22 protein-coding genes are annotated in these 20,111 nt (G+C 58.9%); 3 read left to right on the top strand and 19 right to left on the bottom strand.

Annotation, left to right across the window (positions count from 1 at the left end):
• Window positions 1–109: 109 nt before the first annotated feature.
• The 3 genes from DW233_RS02595 to DW233_RS02580 form a co-directional block, all read right to left on the bottom strand.
• Complete coding sequence (locus DW233_RS02595) at window positions 110–583, bottom strand: YhcH/YjgK/YiaL family protein (protein ID WP_118266553.1); 474 nt, start codon at window positions 581–583, stop codon at window positions 110–112.
• 197 nt (window positions 584–780) lie between these two features.
• Window positions 781–1,716 carry a hexose kinase gene (locus DW233_RS02585; protein WP_117648435.1) on the bottom strand — a complete coding sequence of 312 codons (936 nt, stop codon included), beginning with the start codon at window positions 1,714–1,716 and terminating at the stop codon, window positions 781–783.
• Window positions 1,717–1,775: 59 nt separating this feature from the next.
• Window positions 1,776–2,657, bottom strand: a complete 882-nt coding sequence (locus tag DW233_RS02580; protein WP_118266551.1) for an aldose 1-epimerase family protein — start codon at window positions 2,655–2,657, stop codon at window positions 1,776–1,778.
• A gap of 157 nt (window positions 2,658–2,814) precedes the next feature.
• Here DW233_RS02580 and DW233_RS02575 point away from each other — a divergent pair, with 157 nt between their 5' ends.
• Window positions 2,815–3,399, top strand: a complete 585-nt coding sequence (locus tag DW233_RS02575; RefSeq protein ID WP_118266549.1) for a flavodoxin domain-containing protein — start codon at window positions 2,815–2,817, stop codon at window positions 3,397–3,399.
• A gap of 75 nt (window positions 3,400–3,474) precedes the next feature.
• On the opposite strand, the gene nagA is transcribed toward DW233_RS02575, so the two are convergent.
• The 8 genes from nagA to DW233_RS02535 form a co-directional block, all read right to left on the bottom strand.
• Entirely contained in the window at window positions 3,475–4,644 is a 1,170-nt protein-coding gene (nagA, locus tag DW233_RS02570) for an N-acetylglucosamine-6-phosphate deacetylase (RefSeq protein ID WP_118266547.1), read from the bottom strand.
• 119 nt (window positions 4,645–4,763) lie between these two features.
• Window positions 4,764–5,930, bottom strand: a complete 1,167-nt coding sequence (locus DW233_RS02565) for an SIS domain-containing protein (RefSeq protein ID WP_117640368.1) — start codon at window positions 5,928–5,930, stop codon at window positions 4,764–4,766.
• A 114-nt stretch (window positions 5,931–6,044) separates the two neighbouring features.
• Window positions 6,045–6,776, bottom strand: a complete 732-nt coding sequence (locus tag DW233_RS02560) for a GntR family transcriptional regulator (protein ID WP_117716288.1) — start codon at window positions 6,774–6,776, stop codon at window positions 6,045–6,047.
• A gap of 186 nt (window positions 6,777–6,962) precedes the next feature.
• A complete protein-coding gene (locus tag DW233_RS02555; protein ID WP_117790547.1) occupies window positions 6,963–8,045 on the bottom strand; it encodes a PTS system mannose/fructose/sorbose family transporter subunit IID in 1,083 nt (360 codons plus the stop codon).
• A complete protein-coding gene (locus DW233_RS02550) occupies window positions 8,035–8,835 on the bottom strand; it encodes a PTS sugar transporter subunit IIC (RefSeq protein ID WP_089572403.1) in 801 nt (266 codons plus the stop codon). The genes DW233_RS02555 and DW233_RS02550 overlap by 11 nt, the downstream gene beginning before the upstream one ends.
• A 90-nt stretch (window positions 8,836–8,925) precedes the next feature.
• Complete coding sequence (gene agaV / locus DW233_RS02545; RefSeq protein WP_089572404.1) at window positions 8,926–9,408, bottom strand: PTS N-acetylgalactosamine transporter subunit IIB; 483 nt, start codon at window positions 9,406–9,408, stop codon at window positions 8,926–8,928.
• 36 nt (window positions 9,409–9,444) lie between these two features.
• Complete coding sequence (gene yajC, locus DW233_RS02540; protein ID WP_118266545.1) at window positions 9,445–9,726, bottom strand: preprotein translocase subunit YajC; 282 nt, start codon at window positions 9,724–9,726, stop codon at window positions 9,445–9,447.
• Window positions 9,726–10,169 carry a PTS fructose transporter subunit IIA gene (locus tag DW233_RS02535; protein ID WP_117564748.1) on the bottom strand — a complete coding sequence of 148 codons (444 nt, stop codon included), beginning with the start codon at window positions 10,167–10,169 and terminating at the stop codon, window positions 9,726–9,728. The genes yajC and DW233_RS02535 overlap by 1 nt, the downstream gene beginning before the upstream one ends.
• Window positions 10,170–10,870: 701 nt before the next feature.
• Between DW233_RS02535 and DW233_RS02530 the strand changes: the two genes are divergently transcribed.
• Both DW233_RS02530 and DW233_RS02525 read left to right on the top strand, forming a co-directional pair.
• Window positions 10,871–11,509 carry a DUF2975 domain-containing protein gene (locus DW233_RS02530; RefSeq protein ID WP_118259822.1) on the top strand — a complete coding sequence of 213 codons (639 nt, stop codon included), beginning with the start codon at window positions 10,871–10,873 and terminating at the stop codon, window positions 11,507–11,509.
• A 9-nt stretch (window positions 11,510–11,518) separates the two neighbouring features.
• Window positions 11,519–11,758 (top strand): helix-turn-helix transcriptional regulator, encoded by a 240-nt coding sequence (locus DW233_RS02525; RefSeq protein ID WP_117637057.1) that lies wholly within the window; start codon window positions 11,519–11,521, stop codon window positions 11,756–11,758.
• Between the two features lie 111 nt (window positions 11,759–11,869).
• Here DW233_RS02525 and DW233_RS02520 read toward each other — a convergent pair whose 3' ends face one another.
• The 8 genes from DW233_RS02520 to DW233_RS02485 all read right to left on the bottom strand — a co-directional run bounded on the left by DW233_RS02520 (window position 11,870) and on the right by DW233_RS02485 (window position 19,436).
• On the bottom strand, window positions 11,870–12,964 hold the full coding sequence (locus DW233_RS02520; RefSeq protein ID WP_118266543.1) for a hypothetical protein: 1,095 nt from the start codon (window positions 12,962–12,964) through the stop codon (window positions 11,870–11,872).
• Between the two features lie 126 nt (window positions 12,965–13,090).
• A complete protein-coding gene (locus DW233_RS02515) occupies window positions 13,091–14,176 on the bottom strand; it encodes an isocitrate/isopropylmalate dehydrogenase family protein (RefSeq protein ID WP_118266541.1) in 1,086 nt (361 codons plus the stop codon).
• A gap of 6 nt (window positions 14,177–14,182) precedes the next feature.
• Window positions 14,183–14,881, bottom strand: coding sequence for a hypothetical protein (locus tag DW233_RS02510; protein ID WP_118266539.1), 699 nt, complete (start codon window positions 14,879–14,881; stop codon window positions 14,183–14,185).
• A gap of 15 nt (window positions 14,882–14,896) precedes the next feature.
• A complete protein-coding gene (locus DW233_RS02505) occupies window positions 14,897–15,325 on the bottom strand; it encodes a hypothetical protein (protein WP_118206488.1) in 429 nt (142 codons plus the stop codon).
• A 5-nt stretch (window positions 15,326–15,330) separates the two neighbouring features.
• On the bottom strand, window positions 15,331–16,410 hold the full coding sequence (locus tag DW233_RS02500) for an NAD(P)-dependent oxidoreductase (protein WP_118266537.1): 1,080 nt from the start codon (window positions 16,408–16,410) through the stop codon (window positions 15,331–15,333).
• Window positions 16,411–16,508: 98 nt separating this feature from the next.
• Window positions 16,509–17,462: a DegV family protein gene (locus tag DW233_RS02495; protein WP_118266536.1), complete on the bottom strand. Its 954-nt coding sequence runs from the start codon at window positions 17,460–17,462 to the stop codon at window positions 16,509–16,511.
• Window positions 17,463–17,541: 79 nt separating this feature from the next.
• A complete protein-coding gene (gene hpf / locus DW233_RS02490) occupies window positions 17,542–18,126 on the bottom strand; it encodes a ribosome hibernation-promoting factor, HPF/YfiA family (RefSeq protein ID WP_118266534.1) in 585 nt (194 codons plus the stop codon).
• Between the two features lie 317 nt (window positions 18,127–18,443).
• Window positions 18,444–19,436 (bottom strand): ABC transporter substrate-binding protein, encoded by a 993-nt coding sequence (locus DW233_RS02485; RefSeq protein ID WP_158567716.1) that lies wholly within the window; start codon window positions 19,434–19,436, stop codon window positions 18,444–18,446.
• Window positions 19,437–20,111: the final 675 nt, after the last annotated feature.

Below are 20,111 nucleotides of genomic sequence, written 5' to 3'. Positions count from 1 at the left end.
AACCCCGCCAAACGTGATTCCCCCAAGAGGAAACACGATTAACGGGGTCGTGGCGTGATTTCCCAAAGGGAATCACGCCATCAGACGAACGACTCAGCCGAGCAGCTCGCTACTCCTCCCAGTAGGCGTCGGCAAGCAGCTTAAAGCAGATCTTCTTGATCGGTTGTGCGCCATCGCCCGGGAACTCGAGCGTGGGCATGTGAGGCTCGCCGGCAACGAACAGCGCAAACTTGTCGTCGGCAAGATCGCCGGCGATCGAAGCGTCGGAATCGACCAGATCGTAGTCGTCCTTCTCGTCAAACTCCTGAACCAGCGTCAGGCTGCCCGTGGCGACCTTAAAGGCCTCGCGACCCTCGACGTCGATCTGCAGGTCGTGATAGCGCTGATGCGTCTCATAGTGAGCCTCGGCCTCGGGACGCGTCGTGGGAGCCATGACGTTCGCATAGACCTTGTCGCCCAGAATCGGATGGCTGCCGACCTCGAGCTGTGCCGGGTCGTTCTCCTCGAGCCAGTCGATCAGCACGTCGAGGCCCTTGAGCATTCCGCGGTACTCCTCGATATCGCCCAATGCACCGTAAATCATCTAAATCCCCTCTCGGATCGCTTCTTTGGCGGCTAATCGGCAAACGCGTTACCGATGCTGTTGCCACCCACATACGCCTCGACCAGGGTAAGGTCGGGATTGAACACGACAAACTCGGCGTCGCGCCCCAGCATAATGCTACCGCACTTGTCGTCGACATGAGCTAGCAAGCAATGCCGGGGCCGACGCCCAGGCTTTTACAGCTCGGTCACGACAACGCCGTTGTAGACCTCGTCCCAACGGTCCATAACCAAGTGGCCGGTCATGGGATCCATGGCATTGAGCTTGCCGCAGGTGTTGGCGGTACGCAGCACCGTCTCGTCATCCGCGCCAGCAGCAATCGCATGCGCGAAGCCGGCAATGGTCGAATCGCCAGAGCCCGTAGCGTTAACGGCGGGGATATCGGGGGTCTTGGCGCGGAATGCACGGCCATTATGGAAGCCCACGGAGCCGGCAGCGCCCATGGACACGACGACCCAGGGGATATCGGAGAAGCGGGCATCAGAGGCGAGCGCGGCGCGGAGCTCGTCCACATCGTCGGTGGTAAAGCTCGTGCCCAGAAGGCCGTTAATCTCGGTCAGGTTAGGCTTGACCAGCTCGGGCTTAATTTCGGACTTAAGGGCGGCCTCGAGCGAAGCACCCGAGGTATCGAGCAGCACCTTGGCGCCGGCGTTCTCGGCAATACCCGTGATCTTGGCGTAGTAGCCCGCCTCGACACCACGGGGCAGCGAACCCGAGATGGTAACGACAGCGGCCTTGCTCGCAAGCTCGGCGAACTTGGCGGTAAAGGCATCGAGCTCCTCGGGGGCAATCGTCGGGCCGCTCTCGAGTAGCTCGGTCTGGTTGCCGGCGTGGAGGATGTTAAGGCAAATGCGAGTCTCGCCCTTGATGGGTACAAAATCATTCTTAATGCCGTTGGCATCCATGAGCTCGGCCATGTAGGCGCCCATGTGGCCGCCGAGTAGACCGGTTGCCACAACGTCGTCGCCCAGCTGACCCAGTACACGGGCCACGTTGAGACCCTTGCCGCCGGCGGTCTTTTCGGGCGTCACACGGTTAACGTCGTCGATAATGAGCTCATCGAGCTGATAGCGTGTATCGACGGACGGGTTCATCGTAACGGTGAGGATCATTTTTAGCTCCTTATCTCGCAGGCTCCTTGTGCCTCGCGATACGAGTCGACAAAACGGAATTACAGAATCTCAATCGTGAACGAGCGAACGACGGTCTCCTTGGGCTTGGCGACAAGGCAGCCACGCTTATGCTCAAGCACGTCGTCCTCATCGGAGCAGGTCGAAAGGCCGCCCCAGGGCTCAACTGCCACAAAATCGCCCTCGGGCTTGCTCCACACAATGAGATATGGGAAGCCCTCAAAGCTCAGGCGGACGCCCTTGTCCTCGCCCTTCTTGGAAAGCGTGACCTGACGGCTCTCGAGCACGTCAAAGATGGTCTCCGCAAAATCGAAGAGCTCGTGCGATAGAGGCAGCGTCTTTCCCACCATGGGGTTCTTGGAGCGGTTGGTCACGTCAATCAAGCCAGTCGAGGGGACAGCAGTGCAAAGCTCCGCCGCCTCGTCCTTCTCGAAGCGTAGCTCGTAGTCCGTATAGGCCTCGCCCTCGTCGAGCGGGCACCTAAAGCCGGGGTGTCCACCGATAAAGAACGGCATGTCCTCGGTGCCCTCGTTGGTCACCTCATAGGAGACGCGCACGGCAGCGTCCTCGAGCGTATAGCGGGCGACGAGCTTAAACGGATACGGATAATCGCTCAGCAGCGCGGCGTTATCCTCCGAAGCCAGGCACATAGCCAACTCGTTCTCGCCTTGGCTCAGCAGCTTCCACTCCTGCTTGCGCGCAAAGCCGTGGCGAGCGAGCTTTACATGATGCCCGGCAAACGTCATGGCGCTGTTGTCGCGCAAGCCTCCGCAAATCGGGAAGCAAATCGGCGCCTGGCCGGACCACACGGTGGGATCACCCTGCCACAAGTACTCGCGACCGTCGGCCTCAATCGAGGTAAACGAGCCGCCGGCAGTGGAAACCTTAATAGAAATCGAATCGTTGGAAAGAGCGTATTCCATTACCCATCCTTTCGAACAACTGCTTTATTTCACGCAAGCGCCCGTTTCAATCCTAACCATAGAACAAACCCGCACGCTCATCGATGCGTCCGGTATCCCGGCCATGTAACGGGGTACCATACAGACATTGATGCAATTACAGCTGAAAGGCCTTCTTATGCGAACCATCATTCTTTATGCCTCACGCCACCACGGCAATACGAAAAAGCTCGTGGACGCCATCGTCGAGGCGCACCCCGAAATCGATACCCTCGACGTGAAAACACTCGGCAAAAACGAGTATCCCAACCTGCACGAATACCATCTGATTGGTGTCGCCACGGGCATCTATTACTCCGAGATCGACAAGGACGTGGCACGCGTGCTCACTAACGTGTTGCAGCCGCAGGACAAGGTGTTTGGCCTTATGACCTACGGTGGCAAAAACAAGTGGTACGGCAAGGATATCGATGGCATCTGCCGCATGAGGCAGGCCATCTTTATGGGTGTCTACGGCTGCCCCGGTTTTGATACGTGGGGGCCGTTCAAGATTACCGGCGGCGTCCAGAAGGGACACCCAACCGCCGAGGAAATTAAGGGCGCCGTCGATTTCTTCGACAAGATCGAAGACGAGTACGGCGATATCATCGTCGAGGAGTATGCCAAGCGCGAGAAGCGTCTGGCCTACGAAAAGGAGCATCCTGCGGGAGGCCTTGTGGCCGGCGTTAAGCGTACGGCAAAGAAAATCGCTAGCAAGCTGTAACTGTAAAGGTGCTTTTGAGCATTTAACCCGTACGGCGGGTCCGAGCAGATTCGGGCCCGCCGTCTTTTTCTTTCGTTACTCGGTAAAGGCGTTGCCGACGCTCTGGCCGCCAACATACGTCTCGACGAGGGTGAGCTCATGGTCGAACACGACAAAGTCGGCGTCGCGACCCGGCATGATGCTGCCGCACTTATCCTCGATGTGCGCGGAGCGTGCCGGCACCTCGGTTGCCATGCGAATGGCGATATCGGCGCTGGCGATGCCCCAGTCGACGATGTTCTTGACGCCCTGGGCAAGCGTGAGCACCGAACCGGCAATGCTCTTGCCATCGGCGAGCCAGCACAGGTTGTCCTTCATGATGACGTCCATGCCGCCGCTGGTGTAGCTGCCCTCGGGCATGCCGCCGCAGCCCAGGCAGTCGGTGATGAGTACCGTGTGCTGCCAGCCCTTGGCCTGCAGCAGCGCCTTGATGGCGGCAGGGTTTACGTGCTTGCCGTCACAGATGATCTCGGCGTAGGTCTCGGACGTGGACATAGCAGCACCCACGACACCGGGCTCACGGTGATGCAGCCCGCGCTGGCCGTTATAGGTATGCGTAAAGCAGCTGGCACCGGCGTTGATGGCGGCGATGCACTCATCGTAGGTGGCGTCGGAGTGACCGATGCTGGTCACCACACCCTTGGCGTTCAGAGCAGCCGCATAAGCAGCGGCACCGTCGCGCTCGGCCGCCATGGCGCTCTTAACGATGCGACCGCCCGCAGCCTCCTGCCACTGATCAAAGACCTCCTCGGAGGGATCGATAAGATAAGCGGGGTTCTGCGCGCCCACGTGCTTCATGGTAAAGAAGGGGCCCTCCAGGTAGATGCCCTGAATGCGAGCACCGCAGAAGTCGGGGCCGCGACCCTCGTCCGCCTGAGCGATGGCGGCGCAGGCGTCCTTGATCTGCTCGACGCCATCGGTGAACGTCGTGGGTAGCCAGCTGGTGGTACCGCGACGGGCGAGCTCAGTCGAGCTGATATCGATACCCTCGGGGTCGTTATCGGTAGTTGAGTGGTTGTAGAAGCCATGGATGTGGGTATCGACCATACCCGGTGCGATCCACGATCCCGTGTGGTCCTTGATCTCGCAAGAGGGCTCGTCGGCCTGCCAGGCGCCAAAGACGCCATCCTCGACCATAAGATAGCCGCCCAGCTGCGGACCTGCCGGCAAGAAGAACTTGTCAGCCTTAATTGCGTACGTGCTCATATGCACTCCTTGCTTCTAAAGCAGTTGACTGTGGTGATGCTTATACCCGGTCCAAGTGAAAACAAAAAGCGCCCGCCCGCCGTTATGAGCGGACGGGCGCCCTTACAGGGGGGACGCGATTAAGCGGTGAAGGGGTGAATCGTCACGCCCTTAACCACGCGGTTGACCGTGCCGGTGGGGCTCGGCGTATCGGGCGTGTTGCCCACGCGCACGGAGTTGAGCAGGCTGATGGCCTGGGCAAACATCACGAACGGCAGGGCAAGGTAGCCCTCGGGGAGTGCCTCATAGCCCTTAAAGGTGAAGGACTCGCCCTCGTAGACGGTAGCGCCATCCTGCTGAACGGCAACGGTGTGCTGAGCGATCTTGTCGCCACCGATCTCGTTGAGGATGTCGATATCGTACTGACGGGTGTAGGCATCGTTGTTGACGAACACGAACACGAGGGTCTTGTCGTCGACGAAGGACTTGGGTCCGTGACGATAACCCATAGAGGTGTCGTAGGAAGTAGCGACTAGACCGTGAGCGAGCTCGAGGATCTTGAGCTGGCTCTCCTGGGCAAGGCCACCGAAGGAGCCGGAACCCAAGTAGGTCACGCGGTTGAAGTCGCCAGCCAGGTAATCGGCAACCTCGGACTCGCGAGCGATGACCTCCTCGCCCATCTTGGCGATGGTCTCGACCCACTCGGCCTTCTGCTCGTCGGAAGCCTCGTCAAAGATGAGGGTAGAGAGCAGGGTCATACAGGTGTAGGAACCGGTCATGGCGAAGCCCTTGTCGTTGGCGCGCGGGATGAGCAGCGTCAGCGCATTGGGGTCATCAGCGGACTCGACAGCGAGCTTGCCCTCGGGAGCGCAGGTGATGTTGAGGAACTTGACGTTGTGGACGAGCTCCTTGGCAACGGCGACGGCAGCAAGGCTCTCGGGGCTGTTGCCGGAGCGGGCAAAGGAAACCACGAGCGTGGGATCCTCGGCGCGCAGGAAGTCGCGCGGTGCGCTCACGATGTCGGTCGTGGCGATGGGCTTAAAGTCGTAGAGATCAGTGTTGCCAGCGTGACGCAGGTACGGGGCGCAGGTATCGCCAACGTAGTCGGACGTACCGGCACCGGTGAAGACAACGGACAGACGGCCCTCGCCCATAGCGCGAGCCTCGGCCAGGAAGGCCTCGATGGCCTCCTTGTTCTCGCGATAGATGTTGAGCGTATCACGCCAAAGCTCGGGCTGCTGAGCAATCTCGGCCGTGGTGATCTGGGCGCCGAGCTCGGTGAGCTCCTCGACACTCTTCTCGAACATTTCTAATACCTCTCTCTAGAAGTAATCCTCTGACGTGCAATTATACACTTCGGTTGGTTATCTGGTAGTAACCAGTTAAATACAAAGAATCATCATATGGAAACGGTGCAGACACTAATCGCTACGCTGGTGGTAAACCTTGTACTTAAACTGGTCGGCACGAGCAACCGAGAGCGTATACTCCACAACCTCGTTTGACTCGTTATACGTAGTCCTGACCAAATCGAGCACTGGCGAGCCCTCGACGATTCCCAAAAGGTGAGCGTCGGTGGGACGGGCTATGCTCGCATAGAACTCCTCTTCGGCCACGCGTATCTTTTGTTGGAAATCTTGCTCAATCACATCGTAGAGCGGTTTACGCTCCAAGAGCGGACGCTTGAGCGACAAGAACTTACGCACCGGTAGATAACTGCGTTCGACCATCATGGGCATGTTGTCGGCGGAACGAAGGCGCTTGAGCTTAAAGATACGGTCGCCGATGCGGCACCCCATATGCTCGGCCAGATTCTTATCGGCCTCCATCTCGCAAAAATCGAGAATCGTGGTCTCCGGTTCGCGACCCATCGCACGCATCTGCTCGGTAAAGCTGTAGGACTGCGTAAGATTGGTTACCTTTGCCGAACGGTCGGTCACAAAGGTGCCGCGACCGTGCTGCCGAACCACCAGCCCCAAGCGTTCCAACTCCTGCAGAGCCAGGCGCACTGTGGTGCGCGAGAGACCATAGCGCTCCGATAATTCGCGCTCGGAAGGAATCATGTCACCGGCATGATATTCATGGTCAATCTTTTCGGTCAGAATATCGACCAGCTGATCGTATAGGGGCTGTTTGCGCGCTCCGATCGTCATTCTATCCTCCCTTTTTGCTCGAACTCGGCTAACTACCTTGGGTGTTAAGCATTATCTGTCCACAACACCCGAATCATTAAGAAAACAAAAGCCGCGCGCTCTTTCGAGCACGCGGCTTTTAACATACACATGGCTTAAGGGGTCGGGGTGTGAGCCGCGTAGGGACACACCCCTCAAGCTAGAGCCTTACCAGATGCTCGGCCAGAGACCAAGCGGGCCAGCGCCCAGGATGCCCAGGACGAAGAGCAGGAGAATGCCCTTGGTCGGGGTCCAGCTGTGCTTAGCGAACATGTAGTAAAGCAGCAGCGTAAGCATAAGCGGGACGAGCTTCGGGACGATGGTGTTGAGGGTGTCGGCAACGGAGAAGTTGACCGGATCCTCGGTGACGGTACCGTAGGTAACGGACGCCATGCCGTTGCCCAGATCGGTGACGCCGCACTCGACAGCGTTGCCGTCGGCATCGGAAGCGGTAAGAGCGTTACCGTCGGCATCGGTCATGGCCATGGTGCCAGCCTCAGCGGTCTCGGTATCAATACCCTCCAGGCCGGTGAAGTTCTCGGCCTCCTCCTCGGAGACGACAACCGTGTGGGCAGCAATGCCGCGGGTGGTGCCGTTGGGGATCTGGAGGTTGATCTGGGTGCCACCCATGGTGACGACCAGGCAACCGACGACGAAGACGCCCATGATGGAAGCGGCACGCGTAAAGGCCTGCATGTTGGCGGTCAGAGCGTCAATAGCGCTGGTGCCAAGCTTGTAGGACCAGTTCATGAGCCAGAAGCGCAGAGCGAACTGGACGACGTTGAAGATCACCAGGAAGATGATCGGCGCAGCGGCATTGCCGTTGATGGCCATGTTGGAGGTGATGCCGGCCGTGATAGGCACAAGCGTCAGCCAGAACAGGGCGTCACCGATACCACCGAGCGGGCCCATTGCGGCGACGCGGACGGCGCGGATCGTGGGGATGTCAACCTTGTTCTGCTCGAGCGAAAGCACGATGCCCATAACAAAGGTGACAAGGAACGGATGGGTGTTGAAGAACTCCAGGTTGTGGCTCATGGAAGCCGCGAGGTCGTTCTTGTTGGTGTGGATCTTCTCCAGACCGGGGATGATGGAGTAGAGCCAACCGGCGGCCTGCATACGCTCGTAGTTGAACGAGGCCTGCAGGAAGCAGGAGCGCCAGGCCATCTTGTTGAGGGTCTTCTGGTCGAGCTGCGGAGCAGGAGTGAGATCCTCGTAGTGCTCCGGGATCACATACTCATTAGATGCCATCTTCGAAGTCACCTCCGTCAGAAACAGCTGCACCCTTCAGCTCGGTCTGCTGCTGGAAGTCCCAGAAAGCGATGCCGAAGCCGATGAGAGCGAGGATGAGCAGAGCAGGGGTTGCCAGAGAATCGTTGGCAACGGTGATGAGCGCGAGGCCAAAGCCCATGAGGAAGAAGCCCCACATATCGCGGTTCATCATAACCTTGAGCAGGACGGCGAAGCCGACGAAGCGCATCATGCCGCCTGCAGCGGAGAGACCGGTCTGCAGCCAAGTCGGGATGGCGGAAGCGATGGTCTGACCGATGGTGGCGCCAGCGATGAAGAACAGGGTGACGACGACGGCGAAGATCAGGCCGAGCAGAGCCATGGCGAAGTAGTTCAGACGCTCGATACCCTTGGTGTCAGCGTTGTGAGCCATGTTGTCCGCAGAGGACATGAGCGGCGACATAAGCGTGAAGACCAGGGTAACGCCGAGCTGACCAAGCAGAGCGAACGGAATGGCAAGGCCGACTGCCGCGTTGGGCTCGAGGCCCGTAGCGATAGCGAGAATGGCTGCCATGATGCCGCCGATGACGGCGTTAGGCGGCTGAGCGCCTCCGATCGGCATGTTGCCGATCGTCATGAGCTGATAGGTACCACCCACGAGAAGACCGGTGTTGAGGTCGCCAAGGATAAGACCGATGACGGCGCCGGTGACGATGGGCTGATAGAGAGACTCGAGGAAGTTGAACTGGTCGATTGCCGCGACGAACGTGACGATGAAGACCAGAGCGACCTGGATGATCGAGTATTCCATCTTGCTCCTCCTTTCAAAATGTATGTACGCACTTTGGATTTCACGTACAGAATGTCAGGGTTTCATTCCTGACAACGTGGATCATGAGGATTACGAGAAGAGCTTGCTCGTGTCCTCAACAGGCGTGCTCGGAACGCGCCTGATCTCCAACTCCACCCCCAATTCCTGCAGCTCTTTAAACGCAGCGACATCCTCGTCGTTAACTGCGACGGAGGTGGCGACTTGGCGCTTTCCTTCCGACATGTGCATGTTGCCGATGTTTACCTTCTTTATAGGCACACCGCCCTTGACGAGCGTAAGCACGTCTTCCGGTGTTTCGGCCACGATGAAGATCTTCTGGCGCGGGCTCGCCTTGCCAATGACGTCGATGGTCTTCTGCAGAGAGAAGAAACGAGTAGCGACGCCGGCGGGAGCGGCCATCTTCATGAGGTTCTGGCGCATGGTGTTAGTCGACACATCGTCGTTGGCGACGAGAATGAGGTTGGAGCCCAAGGTGGAGTTCCACTGGGTAGCGACCTGACCATGGACCAGTCGGTTATCGATGCGGGTAAGAAGAATGTTGGGTTCTGCCATGTTGATCAGCTTCCTTTCGTTATTTGCTGACGACAGTTACTTGATCTCCTGAATCGCGTAACGCGAAACATCTACAACGGCGCCGGATCGGACTTTGATCTGGACCTTCTCGCCTTCGATGCCTTTGACGGTTCCGTAGATACCGCCGGCGAAAAGAACCTCCTGACCCGGCTTGAGCTCGGTGTGTAGCTCCTTGAAGTACTTCTGATTCTTCTTCATGTTGATTTGCGACCAGATGGTGTAAATCAAGCCCATGACGACAAGCAGGCCTAAAAGAGCGACCGAGGAGCTCAGGACGCTGGCTCCGAAATCGGCCATTAGATGCCGTCCTCGTCACCGAAGATATCCTCTTCCTCGGCACCAGCGACGGAGGCAACCGTCTGGGCGGTGATGCCCGTCTGGCCAACGGTCACGGCCTGCTCGCCAAGCTCGGCGAGCGTAGCGTTGCCGCGGAGGAACAGAAGCTCAATAACCATGGGAAGGTTCGTGCCAGTCAGAATCTCGACGTTGTCGACATCCTGGGCAATCATCATTGCCTGGTTGAACGGGGTACCACCAAGCAGGTCGGTAAAGACGAGCACGCCATCGCACTCCTCGCGCATGGCGGTGATAGCGGCGCGGAGATCCTCACCGTAGGAAGCAGCCTGGTCGCCCTCGAAAGGAACGACGGTAAAAGCGGGCTGATCACCGGCGACCATAGCGATAGCGCTTGCGAGGCCGGGTGCGAACTGTCCATGACCGGTAAGAATAAAGCCAACCATTCAAATTTCCCTTCCGAAGGTGTGTACGATCTGAGTCCGATGTTTTCGGAAGCCAGCGGGCGGACGCCCTTAAAGCTTCTTGGAAAGCGTTCTTTGAGAACCAGTGGTCTCTTAACTGGTAGTAACCACGTGACGTGTTGTTGTCACTATATCACCACAGAAGAGGTTGCTTTCGTTGATTCATACAGTAAAACGTTTTTGCACCGTTCACGGCGAAAAATCGACCGTTTACCGCTCATTAACACTTCTACCTGCGGTTTTGAAACCGTTTCGAAATGATTTGACGAAAGATCGGAACTTTTTTCGTGTCTAAACAACGCAGGGTGGCCAAAAAAGGCATGTAGAAAAAATGCAGGTCATTGTGAAGATTTGTGAATTGGTCTTTTTGACTTAATACCAGTTAGAACCAGTTTAGAAATTATCGGTGAACGGTAGTTTTCGACCGCTCAGCGGTTATTTCCAATCGTTTGCAGCTCCTTTTCCATATGAATTAGGGAGACCCGATGAAGCACTTGCGCGGTTGCGGGAAATTTCGATACTCGTCCATCCCCCACGTGCCAAACTCTCACTCCCTAAATATGCCATAAGCTCTCGCTATTCGTCTTACAAACATAACTTACTCTAATCTGTAATTGTTTATCGTTTATCATTAAGTATGTTATAAGATTTTAATATCATCCTAGACATTGGTTGGAGGAGCTATGATCCGCTGGAACGTATCCAAATCGAATGAATCCATCAACCGCGAACAGGCAATAGCCGATCTGAGGAAGCTCGCTCACATCTGCAAATGGGCCACAATCTGCACCGCCGTAGCGCTCGCTCTGGGACTTCTCGCAGTCATTGCAATCGAGCTTCTACTCATATTGCCTAGCCTCTCCCAAGGGTTCTGCCTCCAATCCGTAGAGCTTAATGCCGGCGAAGGGCCATCTCTCGCTCTCGTCGGCGCCAATGAACAGACCCCTCTTATGCTTGTCGCGCACGACGGTCATACTGCCATAGGGAGCGCCATGATGACATGCCTTGCGCTTGCCATTGTGCTAAGCGCATACAGGTTTTTCTCCGCCATTGAAAAGGCGGGCAGGCCCTTTGACCTCGAATGCATCCGCATACTACGTCAAGTAGGACATTTGTTCCTTATTGGCGGCGTTGCTGTGAAGCTTCTTGGTGCCATAGTCACGGGGCTGATACTCTCAGGATTTGGCGGCAACTTTACGGATGCGCTTGGCGGCCAGCACCTCGACCTCTCTATGGTCTTTGCAGGCCTGATTATTAGCCTGATTGCCAGCGTCTTCCAGTACGGGTGTATCCTGCAAATACAAGATGACGAGTTGCTCTAGGGGGAATCCATGATTATTCTGCGGCTCGACCGCATGCTCGCCGAACGCAAGATCTCATCCAAAGAGCTTGCGGAACGCGTGGGCATCTCCCAGGTCAATATGTCGCGCATCAAGACGGGCAAGGTTTCTGCCGTGCGCTTTTCAACTCTTGACGCGATATGCCGGGCACTCGACTGCCAACCGGGCGATGTACTGGAATATATGCCTGACGATGAAGCCGATAACCTCTTTGGACTTAAAGATGAATAGCCATAATTAAGCCGCCAATCACGCCCTCAACGCAAAAAGCCCGCCAGAACGATGCGTTCTAGCGGGCTCAATCAGATATTTCGACTTCGTGCTCGAAAGCTCGGGCAACCTTTAAGCAAACAGGCCGTAGATGCTGATGTTGGCCTTGGCGTACAGGCCGTTGGCATACTCGGTCCACTTGGAGCTGGCGCTCGAAGCCTGCGAAGAATACTGCTGGTAAGCAGTGTAATAGGCGGTCATGGCCTGCTTATAGGTGGCGCTATCGGCGGTAAAGGCATCGTTAGCGAAGGCCTTAGCGTAGGTGCTGTTCTCGTCCTTCCAGGTGCCCTTCGAGCTATCCCACTCGTCACCGGCAAGGTTGATGATGTAATCGGCGTAATCCTTGCTCGCGGTGTCCTCGTTGCCGTCAGAAGGCTCGGTCGGAGCGGTCGGCATGCTCGCGGAAGCATCGCCCACCTTCTTCTTGTAGAGCTTCTGCAGCGTCGCGGACTGACGGACGATCTGCTTGGCCTGGTCCTTGGACACGCCATACTGCTTGGCCATGGTGTCGTAGTCCGAGGTGCCGATAGAATCCTCGGCGTACTTCTTCATCTCCTTAGAGGAGACGGTAATGCCCTCGTCCTCAGCAGCATCGAGCAGAATCTTGTTGCGCACGTAAGACAGGATGACGTCGGCAGAGGGGGCGGTGTAGTTGCCGTTGCTATCCTTAACGGTATCGAGGCTGTACTGGCTCTCGATGGCCTCGCGCGCGGTGATATCGCTCTTCTTGCCGTTGTAGCTATAGCTTGCCACGTTCGAATCGAGCTGGTCCTCGGTCAGGGTCGACGAACCGACACCCTTGCCGCCAAAGCCGCCATTGCCAATAAAGAAGCCGACCACCGCAGCGATCACGACTGCAACCACAAAGGCGGCAATCATCGTCTTCTTGTGCTTGGATGCATGGTCGTCTTCCTCGGAACCAAGAATATCGTCATCCTTGTCCTGGGCCTCGGGCATCAGATTCTCGTCAGCGGCATCTGCGGCGATCTGAGCCTCCAGACGGGCGTCCTCCTCCTCGGCCGTCGTACCGGCGGCAATGTGCTCGGCAGACGTACCGGCGACCAGATCGATCTTCTCGGTCTCGTCACCGTCGGGGCCTTCGCCGCGCTCGATGATCTGGATGCCGTCGATCTCGTCCTTCTCGTCCTTCTTTTGAATCAAACCCATATCGGTTACTCCTTGTTAGGAAACATAATCCCCAATAGAATACGCCCGACGGAGCGCCGGGCGTATTGATTCTTAGGTTATACGCAAACACTTAAGTACTATTTAGGCGTTTGCAGCGTGCCTACCTTAGGCCAGGTGCGCGATAACGGCATCGGCAAAGGCCTGCGTGCCCACAGCGCCCTCAACGGAGCCGGTCTGGGCACGACGCACGTCACCGGTAACTTGCTCGCCCTCGTCGAGCGTGGCGGACACGGCGGCGCGGATACGATTGGCCGCATCGTTCTCACCCAGATGATCGAGCATCATAGCCGCAGACAGAATCTCGGCCGTGGGGTTGGCGATATCCTGGCCCGCGATATCGGGCGCAGAGCCGTGCGTTGCCTCGAAGATAGCGCAGTCGGCACCGATGTTGGAGCCGGGGGCCATCCCTAAGCCGCCCACCAGGCCGGCGCACAGGTCGCTCACGATGTCGCCGTACAGGTTGGGCAGCACCAGGACATCGAAGTCGTTGGGGTTCTGGACCAGGCCCATGCAGGTGGCGTCGACGATCTTGTCGTTGAACTCGATGTCGGGATAGCCGGCGGCCACCTCGCGCGCAACGCGCAGGAACAGGCCGTCGGTCGCCTTCATGATGTTGGCCTTGTGCACAGCCGTCACCTTTTTGCGGCCGCAGCGGCGAGCGTACTCAAAGGCATACTCCACAATACGGCGGCTCTTGGCGATAGAGATCGGCTTGATCGAGATCGCGGAATCGGCGGCGAAGGTCTTTTGGCCCGAACGCTCAACGAGTCGCGAGAGCTCCTCGACCTCGGCAGCGCCCTCATCGAACTCGATGCCGGCGTAGAGGTCCTCGGTGTTCTCGCGCACGATAACCAGGTCGACATCGCGGAAACGAGAGCCGTCGCCCGGCTGCGACAGGCAAGGGCGCACGCAGGCATACAGGTCGAAGTGCTTGCGCAGGGCCACGTTGACGCTGCGGAAGCCCGTACCGACCGGTGTGGTGATGGGGCCCTTGATGGCAACCTTGATCTGGGCAACCGCATCGAGCACGTGCTGGGGCAGCGGCGTGCCAAACTCGTCCATGACGCCGGCGCCGGCCTCCTGGACGTTCCAATTGATCTGGACACCGGTGGCCTCGACCACGCGGCGCATGGCCTGTGTAATCTCGGGACCGATACCGTCACCGGGAATCAGGACTACATCGTGCGCCATAATCTGTTACTCCTCGTCTTCGGCGGCCTCAGATTTTTTAACGCTAGCACGCTTCTTCTTTTTGGAGAGATCCAGGCCAAAACGTTTAACAAGCATTTCGCAAATCTCGCTCGAACGGGCCTTGAGATAGCTGCCCTTACCGTTCTCGGCATCGAACTTAAGGCGCAGCGCAAGCTTCTCTGCGACCTCGGCGTCGATCTCGCCCTGGCAAAACTCGTACAGGCAACCGAGCATGTCGCGATACTCAAGGTCGCCGTGGTAGCACTGGATGGCCTCGTCCAGGATGGGCCAAGCCTCGCGCGAACGCTCGACACTCGTGGCACCCCACACGCACAGCAGGCGGAAGGCGGCATAGCGCAGCGTGGAGGAGATCTCGTCGAACAGCGCGGTCTCGGCACCCTCAAAGGCGTCCTCCATCTGCTCGGGGCAGGTGGTGGCGAGTGCCGCCAAGGCATCGAGGGCCTCCCAGCGGGTCTGCGCCTCGGGGCGATCGAGCGCCTCGATCAGCGCGGGCACGCAGGGCACGACGCGCTGCGGATCGCGCTCGGCAAGCAGGTGCAGCACGCGGGCAGCAAACTGGCGGATGCGGCGCGTGGGACAGCCGAGCTCCTGGACCAGGCGGTCGACGGCGTTCTCGTTCTCCTCTGCCAGCTGAAGCTGTGCCAGCTCCTCGTCGGTGAGCTGTTCGTCTTTGTTTTCTGCCATAGTTACCTCTTTTTACTATTTCTTAGCGTGCTTGCCAGCACCCTTGCTGTCATCGGTGACCGAGATGAGCTGTCGGTCGGCCGCGCCATTGCGACGCGCGCGGCGGCGCTCCTCGGCATCGCCCGCGTCGGCGGCGGCGCGATGGGCCTTGTTGACGTTAAAAACCTCGTCGTGTTTGCGCCACGGGCCGACGGACTCGCCAAAGCTCATCTTAAGGCCGGCGATAAAGCCGCCGAGCCAGCCGATCGGCGCAAACTGCACCAGCGGGAACAGCGAAAACACCCAGGTCAGTAGGACGACTGCCGCCGCACCCGCAAAGTTGGCAATCCAGTAGTCGCGCTTGGTGATCACGCGCTTTTCGCAAGCCCACTGGCCGCACAAAAAACCAATGTAGATCGCAAAGATAAAGAGCACCAGCGCGAGCACCACGAACGTCCAGCTCATGGGCGCTACTCCTCGTGATGGTGGCCGCAGCAGCACTCGTGGCCGTCATCGTGACCGCGACCGCCGCAGCACTCGTGGTCCTCGCCGTGGTTGTGGCCACAACCGCACTCGTGGTCGTCGCCATGCTCGCCGCAACCGCAGCCTTCCTCGTGAGCACCGTGCTCCTCGGGACGATACTGCGACCAGTCCAGACCGGCGGCGATGGCATCGGCCTCCTCCTTATAGAGGACCGTGATGGCCTGGGTGCCCAGCTTGGCGCCACCGATGGCGTCGAGCATGTCGTAAAGCGTAAATGCCACGTCGGCGCCGGGCAGCGCAAGTTCGCGGTCGTCGGCATAGGCGAGCGCCAAGCGCAGGTCCTTAATGAAGTGCTCGACCATAAAGCCGGGCTTGTAATCGCCGTCGAGCGCCTTGGGCGCCAGACTCTCCATGGCGCCGGACTTACCGGTGCCGCCCAGAATCATCTGACGGGTCTTCTCCAGATCGAGGCCGCTCAGCTCGGCAAATGCCATGGCGTCTGCCATGCCGACCATGCAGGCGCCCAGCGACACCTGGTTGGCGAGCTTGGCAGCCTGACCCTTGCCGGCGCCATCGAAGCAGCAGATGTTTGCCGCAAAGGTGGAAAGGATGTCGCGGACCGGGGCGATGTCGTTTTCGGTAGCGCCCACGATAGCCGTGAGCGTGCCGGCGATAGCGCCCGACTCGCCGCCGGTGACGGGACAGTCAAACGCCATGCGGCCGGAAACCTGGGCGGCCTCGGCAATGTCGCGCGCCAGCTCGGGCGAGCTCGTGGTGAGGTCGATCAGGACCGCGCCGGGCTTAGTGCACGCGAGCAGGCCGTCGCCCGCCAGGTAGAGCTCCTCGACCTCGGAGGGATAACCCACCATGGTAAAGACGACGTCGGCGTTCGCCGCGGCATCTGCCGGCGTATCGGCCCAGACGGCACCGCGCTCAACGAGCGCTGCGGCCTTGGACTTGGTGCGGTTGTTGACCGTGACGGGATGGCCAGCGTCCAGAATGTGGCCGGCGATGGGGGCACCCATGATTCCGGTGCCGATAAATGCGACGGAGAGCTTGTTTGCCATGAAACCTTTCCTTTTGGGTTGGGTGTTGTTACCAGGTTGAATACTCGGTGCCAGCGTTTGGGCTGTGAGTTGGGATCGATTACGGACGCAGCGCTTGCCTACTGGCCGCGCACACGGCGGGCGATGCGGTCGGAAAGCGACGCCTTGTCGGCGCGGTTCTTACCCCAAAACGCGCAGGCCACCATGCCGGGGCCCACGTGCGAGCCGATGGTGGGACCAACGGAGCTGCGGATAATCGTGACGTCGGCGCAGCCCTCCTCCTTGCGGATGGCAGCTTCGAGCCAGTCGCCGTCCTTGTCGGCATCGGCCGTCATGATGGCGATGGGCATGGTGCGGTCGGGCACGTAGTTCTCGCGGAACGACTTGAGGATGGACTTGAGCGCCTTCTTGCGGCCGCGGTTGACGCCGATCAGCGACAGCGAGCCGGCCAGGTCGTAGGAGAGCTCGGGCTTGACGTCGAGCTTTGCCGTGAGCTGCGCCGCCGCGGGCGGAATGCGGCCGCCGGCAGCCAGCGCATCGAAACTCTCGAGCGTAAAGTAACCGTGCACGTAGGTCTTGGCCTCGTTTGCCCAATCGACCAGCTGCTTGGCGGTCAGTCCCGCCGAGCGCTGGCGCACGGCCTCGAGCGCCAAGAGCTCGCCGGTCGCGCAGGGCAAGGCGTTGTCGACCACGTAGAGCTCAAAGTTGGGATACTCGGAGCGCACGGCGTCTGCCGCCTGGCATGCGGAGTTGTAGCTCGACGACAGCGCCGAGGTAAAGCACAGGTAGACCGTGGGCGTGCCATCTTTGGCGCACTCGGTAAAGAACTCGATATAGCGACCGAGCGACACAGCCGAGGTGGACACGCGGGCGCCGGCGCGCATGCGGTCGTAGAACTCCTTGGGGCTCATGCTCGACCAGATGTCGTCCGTGCGCTCCTCGCCATCGATAATGAAGGGAAAACCCAGGATATCGACATCGAGGTTCGCGGCGACCTCAGGGCTAAAGTCGCAGCAGGTATCGACGACGATGCGGCAACGGTCCGAATGACCGGCGGATGCGGCCTTGTCCATCAAAGCGACTCCTTACGTAAAAAGGCGGCCACCCGCATGGGATGGCCGCCAACCGTTAACTCATGCAAGTTAACGTATTTTACTCGTCAAGTGTTTCGATGCGGGGCTTGATGATGCCATATCCACCATTCTTACGGTGATACACCACATTGATGAGGCCGGTCGTCGTGTTCTCGAACACGTAGAAGTCGTGGCCCAGCAGATCGGTCTGTACCAGCGCCTGCTCCTCGGTCATCGGGGTGACGTCAATAACCTTCTCGCGAACGAGCAGGTCGTCGTCCTCCTCGGGCAGCAGCAGGTCGGCCAGATCCTCGACGCGCTCGACCGGTGCGACATCCGCGGCGCTGGCACCGCCCTGGCGGTTGTCCACGACCTTGGTCTTGAACTTGCGCAGCTGGCGGGTGACCTTATCGGCGGAGAGATCGATGGCGGCATACATATCTGCTCCGTGCTCGGCAACGCGAATCACAGAGCCGCGGGCACGAACCGTGACCTCGACGATTGCCGGGTTGGGGTTCGAGGGGTTCTTCTCATAACGAAGCACAACGTCAACCGTCATGGGCTCGATATCGAAAACCTTGAGCGCCTCGCCGATCTTCTCATCCACATGCGCACGCAGAGCATCGGTTACCGTCGTCTTGCGTCCAGAAACCTTGATATCCATACGTGGCTCCAATCTGCCTCGGGGACTTACTGTACTGGCTATGTACCCATTGCCGTGCATTTAATCACCCGAATTCCCAAAGACCCGAATAACGACTGCTTGATACCGCATACCGAAGTCTCGCACTTTTCCGTGGCAAAGTGCGCTATAGGAAGGCGACAGCGACCTTGGTTTTGCACCTAAAAAATGTCTTTGAACTGCTGGTTTTATGGGAACGAAAAAGCCGGGCTCCCCTGTTGGGAGAGCCCGGCAATGCGTGTTGAAACCGTGAAGAGGCGCCTCTCCTAGCGCATAGGAGAGGCCACCCCTAGCAATAACTAGCTATTGAGTTTGTTAATGTCGTCGTCGGTGATAGTGCCCTCCTGGCTGGACGATTTATCCTCGGAGGATGCACCCTCGCTGCTCGAATCGGAGGATGCGGACTCGCTGGATCCGGTGTCGGTCGACTGCACGTCGGCGCCCGAGACCGTCTTGGTGGTGAGGTCATAGGGCATCGTGCCGTACCAAACGGAGTGGACCGCCTCGAGCGTGCCATCGACCGTGATACCGTCGAGGGCATCGCTCACGGCACGGCATAGCTCGTCGTTGGCCGAGAGGCCCGCGACGCCGAGCGTCGAGGGCGTCTCGAGCGTGCCGACGTAAGAGACCTGGCTCATCAGGCGCGCAAGGTAGCCGCCGGCCGTGGAGTCGCAGATCACGTAGTCGACCTCGCCGGACTCGAGTGCCTCAAAGCACTCGTTGATGTTGGAGAAGGTCTTTTGGTTGGCCGTGATGCTCTGCTTGGCGAGCGCTTCCTGCGAGGCCGAGGAGGTCTGAACGCCCAGGGTAGCGGTGTTAAGCGTTTCGGTGGAAACGCTCAGAGACTCGCCGTCGCTCGTCTTTCCGAACACTGCCGCAGCGTCGTACAGGCAAGTACCAAGCGCGCTGATGTCACCATCCGTGGAATTGATGTCGCCAATGAAGATGTCGGCCTTTTTGTCGCCAAGCGCGGAATCGGCAGAAGACGCATCGACGAAGGCAACCTTAAGGCCCATACGGCTTGCAAGGGCACGAGCGGCATCGACCGCATAGCCCGTGAGGTTTCCGTCGGCGTCCTGCATGGCCTGCGGGGCATCAGACGTATCGAGGGCGACCGTCAGGGTTCCCGGCGTGACCAGGGCATCGTCCGACACCGCCGGCGTGACGGTCTCGCGCTCGATCTGGTCAATCGTGGGTGTCGTGAACGTGGACAGTGGATTGAACGCGCATCCGCTCAAGCCCAATACGGCAATGACCGCCGCGGTCCCAGCACCTAACCGAGCCGCGTGCATCAAGCTGCCCCTCACCATGTCCACTACCCTGCCTTCTGTGTCGTATACAATCCGTGCGTTGCGCGGAATAACGGGTTGTTCCCACCAGCTGACCTGGTATTTGACCCCACACTTGCGCACCGGGGTGTTTGCTCGGGAAGCCGTAGCCACCTTCACGACTGGCCCGCTCGCCCGCGAGGCGGTATTGCCCCAAAGAAAGTAGAACGGACGGTGCGGCTTACATCTAGGACGCGCCATGATCGCGCCGCGCGCACGCGGTCGCTTACGTGGATCCCTTTGACCGCGTCTGTCTTGGACTAGGATGTACATTTCGTCCATCCGCAACCACAGCCTGGCAGGAACGTAGCGCATTATAGCTAAGTTCAAGCTAAAGTTTAAGGTTAGGGACGTCATTCGCACCGTGAGCACAGATTTTGCAGGTCGGAGCAGACCTTTCGTGCCCCCATGAAGCCCGAAGCTCCCCTACGGGGAGCTTCGGGGCACCCGTCTCAGGATACCGTGTGCAAAAAAACGGCAAATATGAGTACTGCTATCAATTTAGTAGCAGCGTTTTTCCGCCCCACGAGCCCTTTTTGAGTTCCGCACAGCCTGCTTGGCGCCAAGATATTCCACATTCGTTTATTATCTCGGTAGCGCGCAGAGATGTGGTGTAAGAGGCGGGGAATGCCCCGCCTC

This window comes from Collinsella sp. AM20-15AC (assembly GCF_003471405.1).
In the GTDB taxonomy this organism is placed as follows: domain Bacteria; phylum Actinomycetota; class Coriobacteriia; order Coriobacteriales; family Coriobacteriaceae; genus Collinsella.
This window is presented reverse-complemented; position numbering and strand designations above follow the sequence as displayed.

What these genes read in the sequence shown, in the direction of transcription:
- DW233_RS02595 (WP_118266553.1), bottom strand. Translation starts at nt 583, where the DNA reads ATGATTTACGGTGCATTGGGCGATATCGAGGAGTACCGCGGAATGCTC.
- DW233_RS02585 (WP_117648435.1), bottom strand. Translation starts at nt 1,716, where the DNA reads ATGATCCTCACCGTTACGATGAACCCGTCCGTCGATACACGCTATCAG.
- DW233_RS02580 (WP_118266551.1), bottom strand. Translation starts at nt 2,657, where the DNA reads ATGGAATACGCTCTTTCCAACGATTCGATTTCTATTAAGGTTTCCACT.
- DW233_RS02575 (WP_118266549.1), top strand. Translation starts at nt 2,815, where the DNA reads ATGCGAACCATCATTCTTTATGCCTCACGCCACCACGGCAATACGAAA.
- nagA (WP_118266547.1), bottom strand. Translation starts at nt 4,644, where the DNA reads ATGAGCACGTACGCAATTAAGGCTGACAAGTTCTTCTTGCCGGCAGGT.
- DW233_RS02565 (WP_117640368.1), bottom strand. Translation starts at nt 5,930, where the DNA reads ATGTTCGAGAAGAGTGTCGAGGAGCTCACCGAGCTCGGCGCCCAGATC.
- DW233_RS02560 (WP_117716288.1), bottom strand. Translation starts at nt 6,776, where the DNA reads ATGACGATCGGAGCGCGCAAACAGCCCCTATACGATCAGCTGGTCGAT.
- DW233_RS02555 (WP_117790547.1), bottom strand. Translation starts at nt 8,045, where the DNA reads ATGGCATCTAATGAGTATGTGATCCCGGAGCACTACGAGGATCTCACT.
- DW233_RS02550 (WP_089572403.1), bottom strand. Translation starts at nt 8,835, where the DNA reads ATGGAATACTCGATCATCCAGGTCGCTCTGGTCTTCATCGTCACGTTC.
- agaV (WP_089572404.1), bottom strand. Translation starts at nt 9,408, where the DNA reads ATGGCAGAACCCAACATTCTTCTTACCCGCATCGATAACCGACTGGTC.
- yajC (WP_118266545.1), bottom strand. Translation starts at nt 9,726, where the DNA reads ATGGCCGATTTCGGAGCCAGCGTCCTGAGCTCCTCGGTCGCTCTTTTA.
- DW233_RS02535 (WP_117564748.1), bottom strand. Translation starts at nt 10,169, where the DNA reads ATGGTTGGCTTTATTCTTACCGGTCATGGACAGTTCGCACCCGGCCTC.
- DW233_RS02530 (WP_118259822.1), top strand. Translation starts at nt 10,871, where the DNA reads ATGATCCGCTGGAACGTATCCAAATCGAATGAATCCATCAACCGCGAA.
- DW233_RS02525 (WP_117637057.1), top strand. Translation starts at nt 11,519, where the DNA reads ATGATTATTCTGCGGCTCGACCGCATGCTCGCCGAACGCAAGATCTCA.
- DW233_RS02520 (WP_118266543.1), bottom strand. Translation starts at nt 12,964, where the DNA reads ATGGGTTTGATTCAAAAGAAGGACGAGAAGGACGAGATCGACGGCATC.
- DW233_RS02515 (WP_118266541.1), bottom strand. Translation starts at nt 14,176, where the DNA reads ATGGCGCACGATGTAGTCCTGATTCCCGGTGACGGTATCGGTCCCGAG.
- DW233_RS02510 (WP_118266539.1), bottom strand. Translation starts at nt 14,881, where the DNA reads ATGGCAGAAAACAAAGACGAACAGCTCACCGACGAGGAGCTGGCACAG.
- DW233_RS02505 (WP_118206488.1), bottom strand. Translation starts at nt 15,325, where the DNA reads ATGAGCTGGACGTTCGTGGTGCTCGCGCTGGTGCTCTTTATCTTTGCG.
- DW233_RS02500 (WP_118266537.1), bottom strand. Translation starts at nt 16,410, where the DNA reads ATGGCAAACAAGCTCTCCGTCGCATTTATCGGCACCGGAATCATGGGT.
- DW233_RS02495 (WP_118266536.1), bottom strand. Translation starts at nt 17,462, where the DNA reads ATGGACAAGGCCGCATCCGCCGGTCATTCGGACCGTTGCCGCATCGTC.
- hpf (WP_118266534.1), bottom strand. Translation starts at nt 18,126, where the DNA reads ATGGATATCAAGGTTTCTGGACGCAAGACGACGGTAACCGATGCTCTG.
- DW233_RS02485 (WP_158567716.1), bottom strand. Translation starts at nt 19,436, where the DNA reads ATGCACGCGGCTCGGTTAGGTGCTGGGACCGCGGCGGTCATTGCCGTA.